Annotated in this window: 14 protein-coding genes; 6 read left to right on the top strand and 8 right to left on the bottom strand. The window is 40.9% G+C overall.

Going from position 1 to position 18,656, the window contains the following annotated elements; translation table 11 throughout:
- Nucleotides 1-222: 222 nt before the first annotated feature.
- The 3 genes from C2869_RS06935 (at nucleotide 223) to C2869_RS06925 (ending at nucleotide 2,777) form a co-directional block, all read left to right on the top strand.
- A complete protein-coding gene (locus C2869_RS06935; protein ID WP_228710791.1) occupies nucleotides 223-807 on the top strand; it encodes a sigma-70 family RNA polymerase sigma factor in 585 nt (194 codons plus the stop codon).
- On the top strand, nucleotides 804-2,447 hold the full coding sequence (locus C2869_RS06930; RefSeq protein ID WP_108602257.1) for a LamG-like jellyroll fold domain-containing protein: 1,644 nt from the start codon (nucleotides 804-806) through the stop codon (nucleotides 2,445-2,447). Before C2869_RS06935 ends, C2869_RS06930 begins: the two co-directional genes overlap by 4 nt.
- 75 nt (nucleotides 2,448-2,522) lie before the next feature.
- The gene (locus C2869_RS06925; protein ID WP_108602256.1) at nucleotides 2,523-2,777 is read left to right on the top strand and encodes a hypothetical protein; all 255 of its coding nucleotides are present in this window, start codon (nucleotides 2,523-2,525) and stop codon (nucleotides 2,775-2,777) included.
- A gap of 228 nt (nucleotides 2,778-3,005) precedes the next feature.
- Here C2869_RS06925 and C2869_RS06920 read toward each other — a convergent pair whose 3' ends face one another.
- The 5 genes from C2869_RS06920 to C2869_RS06900 all read right to left on the bottom strand — a co-directional run bounded on the left by C2869_RS06920 (nucleotide 3,006) and on the right by C2869_RS06900 (nucleotide 10,499).
- The gene (locus tag C2869_RS06920; protein WP_159084077.1) at nucleotides 3,006-3,467 is read right to left on the bottom strand and encodes a hypothetical protein; all 462 of its coding nucleotides are present in this window, start codon (nucleotides 3,465-3,467) and stop codon (nucleotides 3,006-3,008) included.
- 367 nt (nucleotides 3,468-3,834) lie between these two features.
- Complete coding sequence (locus C2869_RS06915) at nucleotides 3,835-7,707, bottom strand: Ig-like domain-containing protein (protein ID WP_228710790.1); 3,873 nt, start codon at nucleotides 7,705-7,707, stop codon at nucleotides 3,835-3,837.
- A gap of 789 nt (nucleotides 7,708-8,496) precedes the next feature.
- The gene (locus C2869_RS06910; RefSeq protein WP_108602254.1) at nucleotides 8,497-9,168 is read right to left on the bottom strand and encodes a TVP38/TMEM64 family protein; all 672 of its coding nucleotides are present in this window, start codon (nucleotides 9,166-9,168) and stop codon (nucleotides 8,497-8,499) included.
- A gap of 27 nt (nucleotides 9,169-9,195) precedes the next feature.
- Nucleotides 9,196-9,591 carry a DUF2141 domain-containing protein gene (locus C2869_RS06905; RefSeq protein WP_159084076.1) on the bottom strand — a complete coding sequence of 132 codons (396 nt, stop codon included), beginning with the start codon at nucleotides 9,589-9,591 and terminating at the stop codon, nucleotides 9,196-9,198.
- 104 nt (nucleotides 9,592-9,695) lie between these two features.
- Nucleotides 9,696-10,499 (bottom strand): SDR family oxidoreductase, encoded by an 804-nt coding sequence (locus C2869_RS06900; protein ID WP_108602252.1) that lies wholly within the window; start codon nucleotides 10,497-10,499, stop codon nucleotides 9,696-9,698.
- Between the two features lie 79 nt (nucleotides 10,500-10,578).
- Here C2869_RS06900 and C2869_RS06895 point away from each other — a divergent pair, with 79 nt between their 5' ends.
- The gene (locus tag C2869_RS06895) at nucleotides 10,579-11,109 is read left to right on the top strand and encodes a Crp/Fnr family transcriptional regulator (RefSeq protein ID WP_108602251.1); all 531 of its coding nucleotides are present in this window, start codon (nucleotides 10,579-10,581) and stop codon (nucleotides 11,107-11,109) included.
- Nucleotides 11,110-11,538: 429 nt separating this feature from the next.
- On the opposite strand, the gene C2869_RS06890 is transcribed toward C2869_RS06895, so the two are convergent.
- On the bottom strand, nucleotides 11,539-13,032 hold the full coding sequence (locus C2869_RS06890) for a sulfatase (protein WP_108602250.1): 1,494 nt from the start codon (nucleotides 13,030-13,032) through the stop codon (nucleotides 11,539-11,541).
- 254 nt (nucleotides 13,033-13,286) lie between these two features.
- Complete coding sequence (locus tag C2869_RS06885) at nucleotides 13,287-14,192, bottom strand: LysR family transcriptional regulator (protein ID WP_108604991.1); 906 nt, start codon at nucleotides 14,190-14,192, stop codon at nucleotides 13,287-13,289.
- Between the two features lie 150 nt (nucleotides 14,193-14,342).
- Between C2869_RS06885 and lldD the strand changes: the two genes are divergently transcribed.
- Nucleotides 14,343-15,482 carry an FMN-dependent L-lactate dehydrogenase LldD gene (lldD, locus tag C2869_RS06880; protein WP_108602249.1) on the top strand — a complete coding sequence of 380 codons (1,140 nt, stop codon included), beginning with the start codon at nucleotides 14,343-14,345 and terminating at the stop codon, nucleotides 15,480-15,482.
- A 288-nt stretch (nucleotides 15,483-15,770) separates the two neighbouring features.
- Here the strand turns inward: lldD and C2869_RS06875 are convergent, their stop codons facing one another.
- On the bottom strand, nucleotides 15,771-16,847 hold the full coding sequence (locus tag C2869_RS06875) for an energy transducer TonB (protein ID WP_408011892.1): 1,077 nt from the start codon (nucleotides 16,845-16,847) through the stop codon (nucleotides 15,771-15,773).
- Between the two features lie 172 nt (nucleotides 16,848-17,019).
- On the opposite strand from C2869_RS06875, the gene C2869_RS06870 reads away from it, so the two are divergent.
- Nucleotides 17,020-18,408, top strand: a complete 1,389-nt coding sequence (locus C2869_RS06870; RefSeq protein WP_108602247.1) for an SEL1-like repeat protein — start codon at nucleotides 17,020-17,022, stop codon at nucleotides 18,406-18,408.
- Nucleotides 18,409-18,656: the final 248 nt, after the last annotated feature.

Raw genomic sequence — 18,656 nt, 5'->3', positions numbered from 1 at the left:
CTGAGCGTAGTTCGTCGAGCTCACTATAAACCAAGGCAGTCGAAGTGTTGGTAAGTTAGAAAGTAATAAGACTTCGACAAGCTCAGCCTGAAGTTGTTTATTTACTCTATATATGGTTAAAAACATCATGAGTGATTCAACTGATCATTTCTTTATTGAAACAGTACTAGCAACTTAAATAAAAAGTCGCTCTGGTTAGTCAATTTATGTCTGAGGTTTGCGTTGGTTATTTCCAAACAATTAGGTAAAGATCTTGATAGTGCTACAACATCAAGCGATCTTGAGACACTAGAACAGAGTAAAATTAATCAGTTTTTAGACTTATTTGAGGCTGATCGTAAGCGTATATACGCCTATATTTATGCTTACGTAATGGATAAAGCCGCAGCTGATGACATTTTTCAAGATACCAGCATGGTGTTATGGCGAGAGTTTGAAAAATTTGAAATCGGCACTAATTTTTCTAAATGGGCGAATGGTATTGTTTTTAATCGAGTAAGAACCTTTCGCCGCAACAATAAGCACCTCAGTTTAGGCTTAAGCGAAGAAAGGTTAGAAGAAATATTTGCTTGTGAATCAATCGAAGATAACACAGAGCAACAATGGCAATTATTACAAACCTGCCGTTCGCAGTTGCTTGAACCGGATCAAAAACTTTACCAAGCCTTTTATGTTGAAAACAATCGCGCCGCCGCAATCGCCGAACAGACAGGCCGCTCGATTTATGCAATTCGTAAATCCATTCATCGCTTAAGAAAAAAATTATTCGACTGTGTCGATCGCAAACTGCGTGGAGATTTATTGTGAACCGTTCTGATAAGTATCCAGAAATTAAAAAAATAGCGGACGCCGTAGCCGATCAAACCGTTACCGAGGAGCAAGTCGCCGAGTTAGACCAATTACTCAAAGATGATAAACAAGCACAAGCTTTTTATCATCAATACATCACCTTGCATTTGCAAATGCAGGCCAACGCCACACCTGATATGGAAGTGGTGCGCCGTAGTTTACATTTAGAAGAAGTCATTGTGCGGCCAAGTGGCGCTAACTCTGACTACCAGCCAAAGCCACAACCAAGATCAATGCCTAACATAGAACCCAAACCTATGTTTTTCTCTAAATGGTATATTTTGATTGCCAGTATTCCCCTACTGCTTTTTATGGTTTTGTTTATCAGCTTTTTTGCCAGCAATAAAAGCGACGCGCTAGGCGAAGTGTTAAACGGCCAGCTACGCATTAATGGGTTAGGCAAAATTGACGACAATAGCTTTTACAGAGGCAGCTATTTTGTTGACGAAACCAGCCGCATTAGCCTGTTTTCAGGGGAGATCATGACAATAGCCCAAGGTAGTCAAATTAAGTTTTTTAATGAAAGCGAAATTGAATTACAACAAGGGAAATTGGCAATTGAGCAAGCGAGTGGCCAAAATATTGTTGTATTAAATGAAAGCTTTGATGTTCACTCGGGTGGCGGCACCTTGTTAGTGGATGTAACAGAAGCAAACCCCATCATTCAAGCGGGTAACAATACTACGCTCACCCCCAAACGTTGGCGACCTAATCACTTTTGGCCTTTTGATAGTCAAAGCGATCGCGCGATAGACTTAGCAGGCAATGCCTCGGGCATTCCCGGTTCGGGTGCGCAACGCATTAAAGGATTAGTCGGTTCCGGTGCCTATTATTTTGACAATAGCCAAGCGGCGCGGATTGATGTGGGTAGCGGTGGCGGAACCGCGCCCGCAACCGGCAGCTTTTCAGCAACCGATGGCGTAACCATTGAAGCCTTAGTGGTGCCTAAGTTCACAGGCGAAAAAAGACAAGGCAAATCGTTTGGTGAATTAGATGAAATTTTTCGCAAAGATCAGGATGATCAAGAGCACCGAATGCTATTAAGTTTTCAACAAGACGAAGGCAAAGATTACCTAAGACCAAGGGGTAACTATGCTGAATCATTAAGCTTCGGCCTTTATTTAGTTGGCCAAGGCTACCACGAATTGAAACTAGCGTTAGATGGCAAAAATAATCGACCCACCTTAGCCGAGTTAAAAGACGGTAAAGCGCATCATGTGGTGGCCACTTACAACGTTTCTAGCGGTTTAAAGGCCATTTATTTAAATGGCAAAATGCTGGCGTACTATCAATACCCTGCCGGTTCAAAAATGCTAAGTGGCGGCGCAGGCACGGCAAATATTGGTAACTCGCCAAATGTACTTGATGATAGAGAAGCCTTTTTTGGCATTATAGATGAAGTGGCTTTTTACGATTTTGCGTTGCCAAAATACATTATCCAACAGCATTTAACCGCAATACAACAAGGCAATAATTATTATGGGTTTAAACCCAATGCCAAGCCATTACCGCAATCAATCAATATTAAATTAGATAATCAAGTTAGCTATTTAATCGACCGCAATACCGGCTTACCCATTAAAGAGCAGCCAAATTAACTTAACGTGATCCACTTGCTGCGCTCTGCGCATCAAGTAACCCAATATTAAAAGCTATGTAATTATGGAGTTGAAATGAAGCTTAGCGATAAAGACAAAAAAATGATCGAATGGCTAGAAAGGCAAGATGCTAGTTGGTCATATTTACGTTGGATTATTGTAATAAGCGCCTTGATTAGCTTGGGGTTATTTTTTACTCAATACAGCGAAGATTTAGTTTTGCTAATCTTGGGGATCGCGGGTTTGTCATACACTTTGGGTTCTTGGTCTGGCCGAGCTGAAGTGAGTTTATTACTAAAAGTTGTGAATGAACTCAGCCTGAAAAAGTAATGGCCTAATAAAAATCAAATTGGTGGGAGTCGTGCGACTCCGGCCACCCTACATAGGTATTCAGCAAGCGTTAAACTTGGACTACCTGAGAAGAGAAGGACTTTATTCATTTCGAGAGGGATTGGTAAAAGTCCATTACACTACCGGTAATTGTTAAATGAAACGCCCTGTGCGGAGCCGCATGTTGGGTGTTGTGGGGCTGAGGGCTAGATACCCTCGGCTACCTGATTATGGTTTTGGACTTATCTTATTGTGTAACTTATCAATTGTATCGATAAAATCTTCATTTTGAATGGCACTCACACAGTCCTTAGTTATGTTTTTAAACACATTTCCCTCCGGATCATTACCTATTGCCTTAATCCAACTTTGACTTGTACGGAATGCATATAGGTTATACCTTTTCTTCAATTTTTTCCTTTGATCATCAGTGATAGAACCATCAATAGGAGTAAGTTCTTTAGCGAGATTAGTCGCCTTCGCAGAATATTTATGGTATCGACTCTTCTCAATTTCATTCTGCCTTTGATCACCTGCAATAGCGAAAAACATCCCACAACTATAAAGTGTCTTAGCTCGTTCTACTCTAGCAAGGTCATGACTGTGCCACAGCTCTTCATGCGACATTTTATTGGAGGCGCACCCCGATATCAAAATCGTAAGTAACGTTGTAGTTAATGTGCGATTCATCTTTTTAATCATAAAGCCCTAATAATGAATGTTTAACAACAGACTAAAAATGACTTTACGCCCTTGGCTGATCTTTTTAAAAGCGTTTGTTTACCCATCGGCCTAAAGGCACGACCTACAAATGACACCAACATGGCTGTCCCGTTTGCTGTTAATATTAAATTGGTGGGAGTCGTGTGACTCCGGCCACCCTACCTAGGCATAGATATGTCGACTAATTAACTGGATGTAGGGTGCCCCGAGCGAAGCGAGTCGCACCACTTGTTTACTCTATTTAGACGAGATATTAGGACAGACATCGTACAACCTCGAACCGCTTTAACCGATCCGAGGTTGTGTTTATTAGCTGTATTTTGAGCTTAACAGATTACTCAGTGATAACTTCAAACTCGTTAATACTTGGCCAATTGCCAAGCACCATTAGCTTCACAAAGCGTCCTTCAGCAACAAAGTTTGCGGTAAATGGCTGAGAACTGCCGCGTTTAGGCATATGTGAACCCGCTTTAACAAAGTCTTCATCTAAAGAGTTTGCTACAAAAATATGATACTTGACGGACTCACCACCGGTTGTCCATAACTGAGCACCAATAATGGTTTTGGTATCACCCAAATCAATGACTAAGCTCTTAGTACCATTTTTATCTGAGCTCCAGCTAGACTCGTCGCTGTAATCACCATCGAATAGGTTAATAGCCGGTGAATGTTCAGATTCCGATTCAACCGATACCAGTGCTGGTTTAACATCAATAACCATTTCAGCGGCAACTTGGCTACCTTGCGTATCGATTGCTACCGCTTTAACGGTATGAACACCTAATGGCAACCCTGTTAACTCATAAGGGTCGTCTGAATTGTCAGTTCCCCACTCGTAAGGCGCTGCAAAATCAGAACTTATTAGTTCGTCATTTATATATAAGTCAACTTGGCTAATGCTGATATAGCTAGCCGCGTTAGTCGCATCAACTGTTAACGCTAAGTTTTGGTAGCCAACATTTGTTATCAACTTGTCCTGCTCAAAACTGGCTTCTGGTAATACTAACTCTTTGATTTCAACATCGATTGATGTCTCTGACTGATTACCCCAACTATCAGTGGCAACAGAGGTTAACGTGTTATAACCTACAGGGATAGATAACAACTCATTAGCATAATCACCAGCCCCCCAAGTATAAGGCCCTTGATAAATTTCACGAATTAACTCGCCATTTAAGTATAAAGCGACGCTGTAAACGTCAACATAAGAGGCTGCCGCTTCAACATTAACTGACAATGACAATTGTTGATAGCCTTCAATTAAGCTGACATCCGATTCTGCAAAATCAACTGAAGGCCCTGGTAACTCATTAACCACTAAAGTCATAGTCGCGGTTGATTCTAAACCACCACTGTCTTTGGCTACGGCCTCAAAAATATGCTCACCAACACCTAAAGGATTGGGGTTTTTAGTTAGGACTTTATCACCCCAACCCATAGCGCCCGTTTCATGAGGGTTATATTGATGACCAAAATTCCAAGATGGCTTGGTATCTACACGGATCAACTCACCGTTGATATATAGAGTAACCGATTCGATAATGCGATCTTGCTCTGGCGTTTCAGCCTGTACTGAAAAGTTAAGCTTTTCGAACCCTTCATATACATTAACAACATCGTTCGGGAAAGAAACAACTGGTGGCTCTGGCGGTGCAACAACCGTTAATATCATAGTGGCTTCGCTTTGTGCACCTTTACTATCTAAGGCAACCGCTTTGAAAATATATTCGCCCTCAGTAAACGGAGCTGGGTTAGCCGCATGCGTATCTAACCATCCCATTGCGCCAGTTTCATGTGGTTTAGAACCATGGCCAAATAGGTATGGTAATGAAGTGTCTACGCGAACTAATTCATCATTGATATACAGGGTAACTGATTCAATAGTACGATCATCTGCCGCAGGTTGTGCGTCAATGGTGACGGCGAGTTTTTCATATCCCTCTTCAAGTGTTTTCTCTGCATAAGGGAAACTAACCGTTGGTGCCAACGAAGCTACGTTAAGCGTCATAGTTGCTGAGCTAGACTGCCCTGCACTGTCAACCGCCACTGCGGTAAAGGTATGTTCACCAACACCTAATGGGTTAGGATTTGGTTCATGACAAGGGTTAGGAACCGGATCTTGCTCACAGCTGATCCAGCCCATCGCGCCTGTTTCATGCGGTTTAAATTTGTGTCCCCAATTGTAAGGGCTAGAGGTGTCTTTACGAACTTCTTCACCATTAATATAAAGCGTAACCGATTCAATAGTACGGCCTTCGACAGACGGTTCGGCGTTGACGGTAATGCCTAGCTGCTCAAAGCCTTCATCTACTGTTTTATTTTGTTGTCCAAAGCTTACAACTGGCGCGGTCGATTTAACCTCTAAACGCATAAGCGCTTCGCCGGTTTCACCTTCGCTATCGGTGACTATAGCTTTAAATAAGTGCGTGCCAACACCGAGTGGATTTGGATTAGGCTCATGGGTATCTAACCAGCCCATTGCGCCGGTTTCGTGCGGTTTAGAGCCGTGACCAAATAAGTAAGGATCTGAGTTGTCTACGCGTACAAGTTCACCATTGATATACAAAGCAACATCTTGAATTGTGCGCCCTGCCACCGGAGAAGAGGCATCTAGCGTAATCGCTAACTTGTCGTAGCCTTCGTTAACACTCATGCTGGCTTGCGGGAATACCACTTGCGGTTTGTTTAAGTCAGCTTCAATATCTAAATCAATAATTTGTAAATAGAGTGGCTTAGCCGTTGTGCCCTCTTTACCCATTAGGTAGTAATAAGCTTTGCCGTCTTTAATGTAAACAACGCCGTGATCAAATTGCATACCGTCGGTATCTTCATACACACGCACAAAATCATTAGTACCACCTGCCGCTTTTTCAACAAATGGACGACCGTTTTGCATACCTATGATGTAGATATTGTCACCAGCGGTATAAATGTTAGACGCGCCAGTAAAGTCTGTGGTCGTAATAAACTCTTCCGCGCCAACTGGCTTGTAGGTATGCGCACGCACAGTCACATTGTTCTCGTTATCTTTAACTTGATGCACAAAATGCACGTCGCCTTTTTCAGTGACTGTCCAATCAAAACCACCAACGATATACACTTGGTTTTTGGCTGTTGTTTCGACTAAATCACCTGGCTCAAAAATTTTAATTTCATCTGAGTTTACCAGCGGCCATGTCATTGGCTCGCCTTTATGGTTTTTCCAATCGCCAAAGCCTTCTGGGTGATCTGAGTAAGCGTAATAAACCCCATTTTGATATTGGTATTTATCATTGTTGTCACTGCTACGCTGCTGGAAGCCAACCTGAAGCTTGCCATTCACATATTTCATGTTGCCGTATAAACCCCAGTTGTATTCGTTACCCTGAGCTTTTTGATTGTTAAGATTAAACTTAGTGAATTTAGACCAAGTTTCAGTTGTCGCATCGTAGCGGTTAAACACGTAAGCGCCATTGTTATTGCCGCCTAAACGCATATAAAGCAGCAAAGTACCGTCGGTGTTAACGAAAAATTTAGGATAAGTTAGCGAAGAAAAATTACTTTTATCCGCAATGTTTCCCGTCATGGTTAAGTGTTTATAATCATCTGGGCCTTGGCTCACATTGCTGGTGTCTTTTACGAACTGATCTAGGGTAAATTCGGCATCGTCAACTTCTGCCGCACCGGCTAAACTGAAGCTGTAACGAAAGTAATCATCTTTAAACTTACCGCTGTGGTTGGTTTGCGTATACGCGTGCATGTCGTACACCATGTGGATCGTGCCGTTAACTGGGCTAACCGCTAAACCAATCGTATTGTGCGACTCACCAATATTAGGGTCGCCTCTGAACCCTGTATGGCGGTGCGGGAATTCTATTGTCGCTAGCGTACCGGTTTCGGTATTGTAACGCGTTAGCATCACGTTACGTTGATCTTTGCCACCCTTGTACCAAGTCATAAAAACATACTGTTTGTATGTTTTTACCGCATCACCATGGGCTGAAATACTACGGCCAAAAAAGTAATCGAACGTTTCAACAGAGGTATCGGCCGAACCTAAAGTGCCATAGGTAAGTTTTTTGCCGTTAAAATGCAAACCATCATCTGCGATCTTAACTTGTTGTTCTAATGTCACAGCGGCATTTGAAAACGCTGTGACACTCATCATTGAAGCAAGCATAAATAGCGACTTCAGCGTTTTACGGCTGGATATTTTGCTGTTTTTCATGGGTCTCTCTTCGTGTTTGTTGTGTTTAACCGGCAATTAACGAAACATTCGCTAGGTCGTTAACGGGCACGATTTCGCTACATTTTTGATATTTGAATAAAATTGACTTAAGTCTTCTTGTTAATAGCGCGTTAATAATAATTAACAATCTTATTAAATCAATATAAATCATTTAAGTTCATTTTAATGATTACCAATTAAGCTGGTTACTTAAGATGGATAAAAACTTCGAAGCTTTAAAAATGAAATAGAGACATGAGGTTAAGGTTTTTTGATTTAATTAAATTAAAACAGGTACTTAAATATACTCTTCTGTATCAAAGCAAGGTGTTATTTTCTTTTTAATTCCCCTTAAATATAAAAATATTTACGATAATTCCTCCGTTAAATATCGCAAATTAGGTATTTGTAAGAACAATATTGTATAAAAGAATAGCTGAATGGCCGCAGAATTACGTCATAAACCGCAAGAGTTGTTTACAAATGATTGGATGTGAACAGGGGCAGGTCTTTACCTTTGCATTGACTGTCTTTTTTATCTTTTTTTTAGGTCTTTAAGCCAATGGATAGGCACATTATCAGGTTTAAATACCAGTTAAAAGCAAGTAAACGAGGTATTGGGTTTATTTGGTTCAGGTTAGTTTGAATCGTTTAACAACGGACTAAAAATGATTTCACGCCCTTGGCTGTGTTTTTTTAAAGCGCCATTTTGTTTACCTGTTAACCTGTTTACCTATCGGTCTAAAGGCACGACCTACAAGTAACTCTAACATGGCTGTCCTATTGGCGCTAATTTGTGTTAGAAATCTGATTTTGTCGTTTAACCTTGTGTTGGAACCACAGCCAGCTAGTTGAAAAAACAAAAACAATCGCAACCGCAGTTAATATTGCCGGCTTTGGGTTTTCAATACTGCTGATAGAACCAGAATAATTAGCGATAGCGGCGTATGGAATATTGACCAAAGTCCAAGCCAGTAAAAATTTTAAAAATGGCATTTTGCTCATGCCTGCTAAACAGGCTGAGACTTCAGGTAATATTGGCGTAGCACGCGACATAATGATCAGGCTAAAGCCGTATTGGTTAAATAAGCTTTTCATTTGTTTGCGTTCGGTCTCTGATTTGACTAATCGTTTCAATATCAATTCACCGTATTTCTGACTGAGTAAATAACCAACTACCCCAACTAATAAAATCCCTGTTATTGATGCGGCAAATCCGAGAACTGCGCCGAGTAAGTAGCCAGACAACATACAAATGCTGAGTACAGGAATGGCGATAAATAAATCAGCAAATAACACAACAACTATCAATAGCATTAATTTTAAATGTGATACTTGTTTGGCTTGAATTAACCAAGCTTCAATTTGTTCAAAACTGAGTATGCCTGTGAGCTTAGCGATAACAAAAGTAGTAGCGAAAACTAAGGCTAAGGTGATAATTACTTTAATCAGGGCTTTCATAATTTATTTCCTTGAATAGACCTTAATTTAAGGGTATTTAATCTCAATTTGAAATTCGCTAATTGATTGGGTTGGGTTTATCGATACTTTAGATTTTTTGTACGAAGGCGGCCCAGTAAAGCTCAAAGTTTGCTTATTTGAAAAGCCTAATCCTTCTGCTGGAATAATCCCCGTCCAATTTTTGCTGACTTTACCATCTTCATTTTCATCGTGGAGCACTTTAAGCACAAATTCAGTTAAATCGGTTGCTAATGTAAATGTCAGTTCAGTTTGGTTCGCTGGTAAGCTGATGCTGTGTTTGGCGAGTTGATGTTTTTTCGGAAAGCCTTGTTCAGTAAACAGCATGAGTACAATATTGCCGTTCAGTGCGGGGTTAATCTTAGTGACTGTTACTTTGAGTTGATGTTGTTTGGTCGCGGCCATGCTTTTTCCTATTAGACTGAAATTTACCAACATAATGATGATTAACATTAAGCTGTTGCTGTAAATGAGCTTGCTCTTTTTGTTGAGGTTGCAATTGAGTTGTTTCATGCTTTCTCCATTATTTTCATTGCGAGGCTTGGACTGAGTCGATTAATAATTCTGAGTAGTTTTACCTTGCCAATATCTATTTGAGTTTGGTTTGTGGTTAATGCTTGAAAAATGGCCTTTGCAGCTGCTACGGCTGATATTTTTCCTTTATCTTTCGCTCTGTTTTTTGTCATATTGGTATCGACTACCGGTAAGAAGCACTGCTGCACTTTGACTTGGCTATTTTTAAGTTGGTAATTAAGCGATAGTGAAAAATGATTGAGTGCCGCTTTAGTGGCGCAGTAAATTGCGGATTGGGATTTTGGTGCAATCGCTAAGCCTGAATTTACATTTAAAATAATCGCTTGGCTCTGATTTTGGTTCGGTTGATGATTATGATTAAGTTGCTGTTTGTTGCTATGAGTACTTTGCTGTAATAAAGGCAGAAGCGCATGGCATAAGATCGCGACAGAGGTTAAGTTAATGGTAATTTCTTGCTGAATTTGAGCCAACTTGTAATCTGTATCTAAAAAAGTCGTCGCATATTGGATTGCTGCATTGTTAATTAACAAATCGAGCGAGGTGCAAATTTGCTGTATTTGTTCCACTGCTTTGATGGTTGAATTGAGATCAGCTAGATCACAGTAGATAAAAATAAGATTATTTGCGAGTGGAGGATTGTCTGCTTTAAATTTTTCTAACTGAGCATTATCGCGTCCTAATACTATTAGTTGGTTATTTTGAGCGAGCTTTTTGGCTAATTCGAAGCCAATGCCTGCTGTGCCGCCAGTCAATACAATTTGTTTATTTATTAAAGTCATTAATATACCCTTGTTGCGCTTTTTATGGGCAAATTATGCTTACTTATCGCTAACCGATTCATTAACCTGAGTTAATAAAATGGAATATTTACAACAATTACTGGCAACACAAGGTCAATTAATTGAATTGAAAAAGAAACAGCATTTGTTTCGGCAAGGGGAGTTGGATGCTCATTTTTATTATGTGAGAAGGGGCTTTTTAAAAGCTTACTATATTGCTGAATCGGGTAAGTCTTTTGTTAAATCTTTTATTGGTGAAAATACCAGTATTGCCTGTTTAAGTGCATGCTATGCTGAACAAGCCTGTTCTTACAGTTTAGTCGCTCAAGAAAATAGCTCCTTGATTAAATTACCATTTTCGTTGTTGCTCGAAACCAGTCAAACCGATATAAAGTTTGCCAACGAGATGCAAACTTTGTTGATTCAACTCGCAATAAAAAAAGAAAAACGAGAGCATGATTTTTTATGTTTACCAGCAGAGCAAAGGTTTATTCAGCTAAAACAACAATGGCCAGATTTATTCCACAAAGTACCACAACACGAAATCGCTCAGTATTTAGGCGTAACCGATGTCGGACTGAGTCGGATTAAAACTAGACTACGGGCGTAGGGTCACGGGCGTAGGGTCAGGTCTTTACCTTTGCACGGGCGTAGGGTCAGGTCTTTACCTTTGCATTGACTGTCTTTTTATCTTTTTTTTAGGTTTGTCTTTAGGCCAATGGATACACACATTATCAGGTTTAAATGCCAGTTAATGGCAAGTAAACGAGGTATTGGGTTTGTTCTGTTCAGGTTGGTTTTAATGTTTAACAGGCTAACTTAAGATTATTTTACGCCCTTGGCTGTGTTTTTTAATAGCGCGACCTTGTTTACCTATCGGCCTAAAGGCACGACCTACAAATGACACTAACATGGCTGTCCTGTTAGCGATGGCTCTATGTTTTTATCTGCTCAGCTCATGCACCAGCAGGCAGGAAAGAGTTGTAGAGCCGAATTAAATATTTTGCCAATATAAAGTCGACCCTACACAGCTTGGGTTTTAATGGGTTTGACAGTCTTGCTTGGCCATACATGCGGTTAAGCGAGAACGAAGTTGCGCTGCAACTTTTGCATATTGCGGTTGTTGAACAATATTTACGGTTTCATGCGGGTCATTTTTTAGATCAAACATCATTTCTTCTCGTGCTCCAGCTTCAGTTTTATAGGAGGTAAAGATGAACTGCTGATTGATAATAGAATCACCTGGCTTAAAACGACTATATAGATAATTTTTATGGTTCAGTGAAGGCTGTTTTAACACAGAAACAAAACTCTGACCGGCAACCTGTTTTGGCGTTGCCACTTGGGTTAACTCGGTAATGGTGGGAAAAATATCAACCAATTCAACTAACGCATCTGACTGTTGATTTTGCGCTGTATTAGGTCCTGAGATAATCATTGGGATCCTAAGCGCTGTATCTAACATATTGTGTTTAGTCCAAAAATTATGCTCACCTAAGTTAAAGCCATGATCACTTAATAACACTATGGTGGTGTTGTCGCGCAAACCTAATTGATCAATTTTTGCGACAACATCACCCACTAAAGCGTCAACAAAACTGACTGAAGCGTAATAACCGCGCTGCGATGCAGTATGAAAAGCATCGCTGTTGTAGTCGTAATCTTTAAGATGGTAGGAGCGCATTTCGCCTGAGCTCTTTAATGACTCTGGGGCATCTTTCGGTTGCTCACGATGAAAAAATGGTGGGAATTTCGACTCAGGGTGCAAGTCATAATATTTTTTAGGCGCGTTAAACGGTAAATGCGGACGAATAAAGCCAACGCTTAAGAAAAACGGTTGCTGATTTTGCGATAATTTATCAAGCGCAGCTAAGGCTTTTTGTTTAACCTTGCCATCGGGGTAATCTTCATTTGCTACGTCAGCGATTTCATAAAAAGGCCCTTTGCCTTTCTTCTTCGCGTCGCTCTTACTGCCTTTTCGGTATTTATCAGATTCAGGATTGAACGTTGTGCCATGTGGTAAACCAGAATGTTGTAATGGCTCGCTCCAACTTTCTTCGGCTAAATCTTGACCTTTATGAAAGATTTTACCAATGCCCATGGTGTAATAACCTGACTCTTTTAAGACTTGCGGCAGCGATTTAGCACCCGGCGCATCTTTTTCAGCCATGGCTTTGTAATCAATAAAGCGCGTTGGAGTGGGTCTTATCCCTGTCATCATGCTGGCCCGCGATGCACCACATACAGGTACGTTGACATAGGCTTTGTTAAAAAGAACCCCTTGCTTTGCTAAAGCATCAATATTAGGTGTATGCGCTCGGCTATCGCCATAGGCACCAATTACTGGTCGTAAATCATCGATAATAATCATCACGACATTTTGTTTTTCAGACTGACTTGTACTTTGTTGGCTTATGCTTTGTTGACTTAGGTTTTGTTGATTGGCAGCAACGTTTACGTCATTTGATGAGCTACAAGCTGCAAGTAAGCAAACCATCACAGTTAACGACAAGGTTTTTAAATTTTTAAACATGTAAGTTCTCTCTTAATTCTTTGCGAGTTAGCCTTCGCTGTTATTAAGAAAAGACGAAAAATTGAAAAACTAACACCCCAAGATCAACAACTTTTTTATTCTCGTACCTTTTTCAATTTAATTTTGATTAGTGGAAGCATAGCTAGGTTTTTTGTTCTCGATAAACTCCAGCGAGTTATATCCCTATCAGTAAGCACTGACTTACTTTATTAGTTTAAGTTAGCGGCATCGACATAAATACTCGCCAAAACCTGCTAGCTCACAAAATAATGCGCCATACTTAAGTAACGCGCTTTTATATATTCAACCAACATTTTTACCTTGTTAGGTGGGTGTTTAGTAAAAGGATATACCGCATATACACCTAATTTTTTACCTACTTGATCAGCAAACAACTCCAGCAACTCACCATTACATAAATCGGGATACACTAAACAGCGCGGTAAATAGCCAATGCCATGCCCACCCAGTACAGCCTTGCGCAAGGCGCTGGCGTTATTAGTGGCGAGGGTTCCTGTCACTTTGACAAAATAGTCCTTATTGTTGGTTTTAAACTGCCATTCATCCGCGCCAGATGTTTGATAGGTATATTTTAGGCAATTGTGTTGTTGTAGCTCTATAGGTTGCTGCGGTTGACCAAACTGTTTTAAATAGCGGGGAGAGGCGCAAACCACCCATTGTGAATCAATAATATGACGCGCGATTAAGCTTGAGTCTTCCAAATGGCCTGTGCGTATTACCAAGTCGTAACCATCGTTTACCAAGTCAACAAACTTGTTATCCATTGACATATCTACGGTTAAACCAGGGTGCTGATTGCAAAAGTCAGCCGTGGCTTCTGCCAGTAATAAATCACCCGATATGGTGGGTACCGACATTTTTATATGACCTTTAATTTGGTCACCTAAACCCGACACGGCATTAATGGCTTCCAGCGTGGCTTGTTGTACGTTTTTAGCACGCATGGCTAAAATGCTGCCGGCTTCGGTTACGGTTAATTTACGCGTGGTTCGGTATAGCAATTGTACGCCTAATTCGGCTTCTAACTTAGCAATGCGCTTGCTGACCACTGAATTGGTTAGGTTATTCACCTCGGCTGCTTTGCTAAAACTGCCCAGCTCAATCACTTGAGAAAATAAGATTAGGTCATTCGCCAACATAATACTAAACTTTTGGAAATAGTGTTTTTCATTATTTCCATTTATCACATAAAAATAAAGCGATAAATTAGCCAACATCAAAAATCAACACAATAAGTTGCTCGGCTGATCTTAGCGCGTTGGGCTTATATATAATTTAAAGGCAGATAGATGATCATTTCAGCTTCAACCGATTACCGCAAAGCGGCACAAGCCAAGTTACCTCCGTTTTTATTTCACTATATTGATGGTGGCTCGTATAGCGAACATACACTACGCAAAAACGTTGAAGATTTAGCTGAAATCGCCTTAAAACAGCGCGTGTTAAATAATATGTCGGAGCTGGATCTTAAAACCGAAATTTTCGGTGAAAAATTAGACCTACCGATCGCACTAGCACCAGTTGGCTTAACCGGAATGTATGCTCGCCGTGGTGAAGTACAAGCTGCAAAAGCGGCTGAAAACAAAGGCATTCCATTTACCATGTCGACGGTTTCTGTGTGTCCAATCGAAGAAGTCACGCCAGCGATCCAGCGCCCAATGTGGTTTCAGTTATATGTACTGAAAGATCGCGGCTTTATGAAAAACGTATTAGAGCGTGCGAAAGCGGCTGGCGTAACGACCTTAGTCTTTACGGTTGATATGCCAGTGCCAGGCGCACGCTACCGTGATATGCACTCTGGGATGAGTGGCCCTAATGCTGCGATGCGTCGCGTATTGCAAGCAATGCGTCATCCACAATGGGCGTTCGACGTGGGGCTGCTAGGTAAGCCACATGACTTAGGTAATATTTCAACTTACCGTGGTGAGCCAACCAAACTTGAAGATTATATTGGCTGGTTAGGCGCTAACTTTGATCCGTCAATTTCATGGAAAGACTTAGAGTGGATCCGTGACTATTGGGACGGTCCTATGGTGATCAAAGGTATTTTAGATGCAGAGGATGCCAAAGATGCGGTTAAATTTGGTGCCGACGGCATTGTGGTTTCTAACCATGGTGGTCGCCAATTAGATGGTGTTATGTCTTCGGCTAAAGCCTTACCTATTATCGCGGATGCGGTTAAAGGCGACTTAAAAATTATGGTCGACTCAGGTATTCGCAATGGCTTAGATGTTGTACGCATGCTAGCGATGGGCGCTGATTTAACCTTATTAGGTCGCTCGTTTATTTACGCACTAGCGGCACAAGGCCAAGCCGGAGTTGAGAACTTACTCGACTTATACAAAAAAGAAATGCAAGTGGCAATGACACTCACCGGCGCTAAAAATATCAGCGAATTAAGCCGCGACTCTTTGGTAAATATTAAGTAATTAGCAATCTAGCTTAATCAATATATCTGGGCTGTTGCACGCCTTTAGGCCTCTCTATTAGGGAGGCTTTTTTTAGATGGTGAATATGCTCAAGTTATTTTGTGAAAAATAGCCATTTAAAAGTATCAAGTTTTTTGTGGCTGAGCATTTATGCTTACAAAGCCTGCAAACCTTTGCGTCTAAAAGATCAAGACTACAAAATTTTGTTACCGATAAACTTCCATAAAATACCGATTAGCACAAGACACAAAGTAAGACAAAAAGTGGCGCCTTGCGGTTTGCAAAACATTAAGCTGGATGCTCAATCACCTTAAAGCTAGCGCCTGATTCACCATAAACGTGAATAGCACATTTACCCCACTCTTCTGGTGTATGCCAAACTTTATCTTCCGTGATTTTGTGCTCGCTATAATTGTAGCCGCAACGCATTTGTAGCTTACTTAAGTCACCTTCAATCGGTTTGATTGAAAAAGATTTTCTGGATAAGGGCAAATAAGCAAAACGTTTTTTCGCTTGGATCTTTTTCGTTGTCGCAATCAGTTTATCACTGGCCAATAATTCAACAACTTGGTTTTTATGCTGAGTGATCGCTTGGTAAGTTGTAGCATTAGGATCATCAAATTTCGCCAGTGTTTTATGTGTTTCGAGCCCTTGAGTAAACAGCCCTGAATCCATTTGCGCTAGATAAAGATCGCGCACGCTCTGAATATAGATTTCAGCCCCAATACTGGTTTTCCCATAATTTTTAACCCGCTCTAATGCGGCTATCTGCCCTTCAGTGTCTCCAATTCTATGTGCATATATACCGGCCATAAGGTAATAGCGGGCTCGTTCATAACGCTTAAACGAGAGCTTTTTCAGTTTTGCTAATGAGGTTTTAAATAATTTAGTATCATCTGTCGCGGCAAACTGTTTAACTTTATTAAATTGTTTAATAAATTCTTCAGACGCCCCATTTCTTTTTTTACTAATACCAAAATCAAGCTGCACAGAGTTACGACATGAATAAACGGGTTCACCATTTTGGGTGGCAGGATCAAATCGCCATTTTCTAACGGCTTCACGGGCTGAGTGCGCAAAGCTGGCAGTTCCAGAATGATCGACAATTTCGATATGTTTAACTCGACCATTTGGGTCTATTGCAAAGTTTAATTTAGCCCATCCCTCACGACCGGCTCTAAGTTCATCCATGGGATACTTTGGCTGCTGTCGCTTAATAATTTTAGGTCTCGTGCCCTTGTTGAGTCCGGCTTTTTTCTGGCAAGGCTCGACTTTTTTCGGCTTGCTATCACATGCCAGCGTTAAGTTAGATACGGAACATAAACTCAATGTCAACAGAGTTAATTTTAGTAAGCGGAAAAACATAATATCCATTCCTTTGAAATGACTTAATTAATTTAAACAGATTTTTACATACATAAAACATCATTTAAACTCAAATATAATCAATTTCATCCATTTTTGTATTGATTTTTGATCAATCGGGGTTAAATTACCGCCACCTCGTTAGGATATTAATCAAATTAAGGAAACAACAATGTTGAAAAAACGGATTAACAAAGGATTGGTTGCATGTTTTATGTTAGGTACGGTGGTCAATACCGCCCAGGCCGATCTCGTTACCGCATATCAAGCTTATCAAAACAAAGACTACAAGCTAGCAGCACAACATTTTGAATTGTCAGCCCATCTTGGCCACGCTAAGTCGCAGTCGGTAATGGCGCAGCTATATTTACACGGCGCAGGGGTAGAAAAAGACTTAGTAAAATCATACGTTTACTATTCGTTGGCTAATGACAACCAACCCAGCGCCGATTTAGCAAAAAATGCCAAAGCCGTGTTTGCACATTTATCAGAAGATCAAAAACAGCAAGCGAAAAACCAGCTGAAAAGCGATAGCGCGAAATGGGGAGAACAAGCCCTGCAAACAAATATTATGCCTTCGATTGCTGACAAGCCACTCGTGCTAAACCCCGGCAGAAGAGTCAGTGCCAGTCAGCGAGTAAGCGGCTCGATTTTTGCGGTAAAACGCACCACCTTATCCTCAGCTGTATTAGAGTATGATATCGCCCCTGATGGCACAGCCCGAGATATTGGCGTTTCACATAGTTATTTTGTTAATAAAAGTGGCTTGCGCAATATGGTTAACGCTAGCTACGAGTATAAACACAAGGTTATTAACAAACCTGCCTATCAAACAAATACTATCGAGCGACAGCGCACAGTTTGGGGACAAACTACCGTAACCCGCGAATTTTTAAAAACCGACTCGCCTAAAATTTACAAACACATTCGTCAACTCGAGAAATTGGTCAAACAAGACAATGCCGACGCTAAGTATCAGCTCGCCATGTATATTATTGCCTTTCCTGCATTGCAAACCTCTAAAAAAGAAGCATTTGAACTGTTAGAGCAAGCCGCCGAAGCTGGTCATGTTAAAGCATCAACGGAATATGCCCGCTTTTTAATTTTGGGTAGATACACGCGCCGCGATATAGCAACCGGACTCGACTATTTAGTGAAAGCCGCGCAATCAGGTGAAAGCCGAGCGCAATACCGCTTAGGTCGCGAGTTTTTGTCTGGACAAATAGTTAAGCAAGACCAACAAAAAGCGATATTTTGGCTAAAACAAGCCGTAAACGGCAATGATGAAAACGCCAAGTACTGGCTAGCACGCGCCTTGTTAGATCAAGAGCAAACCACATCTGATGAACTGTCTCTAGCAACACAATTATTAGCTGAAGTTGAGATAAACCACGAAAATAACCCAAACTGGCATTACTACAACGCCAAAGCTTTACTAAAACAAAATAAACGCCAACAAGGTTTGGAATGGTTTGAAGACGCGCTAGAACACGCCAATGATTTAGAATGGAACACCGAACAATGGCGGACTGAGTTTAATCAGTTAAAGCAGACTAGCTAGGTTTTAGAGCTTGAATAAGAGTTAGACAATCGGATTAGCCAGATCGTCATACACCAACGCCTAAGTTAACAACTTGGGCGTTTTGCGTTTGGTCATAGCAAAATTAAATAATGTTCAGCCTGCCAAAATCATCAGATATGACGGCAGTTTGGTTAAAAGCATGATGCTGTTTGGGAAAAGTTATGATCGGGCTTGGGAGAGCGTATGATTGAAATTTGGCAAGGCTAAAAAATCGGTCGATATTATCG

This window comes from Saccharobesus litoralis, assembly GCF_003063625.1.
Taxonomy (GTDB): Bacteria; Pseudomonadota; Gammaproteobacteria; order Enterobacterales; family Alteromonadaceae; genus Saccharobesus; species Saccharobesus litoralis.
This window is presented reverse-complemented; position numbering and strand designations above follow the sequence as displayed.

What these genes read in the sequence shown, in the direction of transcription:
- C2869_RS06925 (WP_108602256.1), top strand. Translation starts at nt 2,523, where the DNA reads ATGAAGCTTAGCGATAAAGACAAAAAAATGATCGAATGGCTAGAAAGG.
- C2869_RS06920 (WP_159084077.1), bottom strand. Translation starts at nt 3,467, where the DNA reads ATGAATCGCACATTAACTACAACGTTACTTACGATTTTGATATCGGGG.
- C2869_RS06915 (WP_228710790.1), bottom strand. Translation starts at nt 7,707, where the DNA reads ATGAAAAACAGCAAAATATCCAGCCGTAAAACGCTGAAGTCGCTATTT.
- C2869_RS06910 (WP_108602254.1), bottom strand. Translation starts at nt 9,168, where the DNA reads ATGAAAGCCCTGATTAAAGTAATTATCACCTTAGCCTTAGTTTTCGCT.
- C2869_RS06905 (WP_159084076.1), bottom strand. Translation starts at nt 9,591, where the DNA reads ATGGCCGCGACCAAACAACATCAACTCAAAGTAACAGTCACTAAGATT.
- C2869_RS06900 (WP_108602252.1), bottom strand. Translation starts at nt 10,499, where the DNA reads ATGACTTTAATAAATAAACAAATTGTATTGACTGGCGGCACAGCAGGC.
- C2869_RS06895 (WP_108602251.1), top strand. Translation starts at nt 10,579, where the DNA reads ATGGAATATTTACAACAATTACTGGCAACACAAGGTCAATTAATTGAA.
- C2869_RS06890 (WP_108602250.1), bottom strand. Translation starts at nt 13,032, where the DNA reads ATGTTTAAAAATTTAAAAACCTTGTCGTTAACTGTGATGGTTTGCTTA.
- C2869_RS06885 (WP_108604991.1), bottom strand. Translation starts at nt 14,192, where the DNA reads ATGTTGGCGAATGACCTAATCTTATTTTCTCAAGTGATTGAGCTGGGC.
- lldD (WP_108602249.1), top strand. Translation starts at nt 14,343, where the DNA reads ATGATCATTTCAGCTTCAACCGATTACCGCAAAGCGGCACAAGCCAAG.
- C2869_RS06875 (WP_408011892.1), bottom strand. Translation starts at nt 16,847, where the DNA reads ATGTTTTTCCGCTTACTAAAATTAACTCTGTTGACATTGAGTTTATGT.
- C2869_RS06870 (WP_108602247.1), top strand. Translation starts at nt 17,020, where the DNA reads ATGTTGAAAAAACGGATTAACAAAGGATTGGTTGCATGTTTTATGTTA.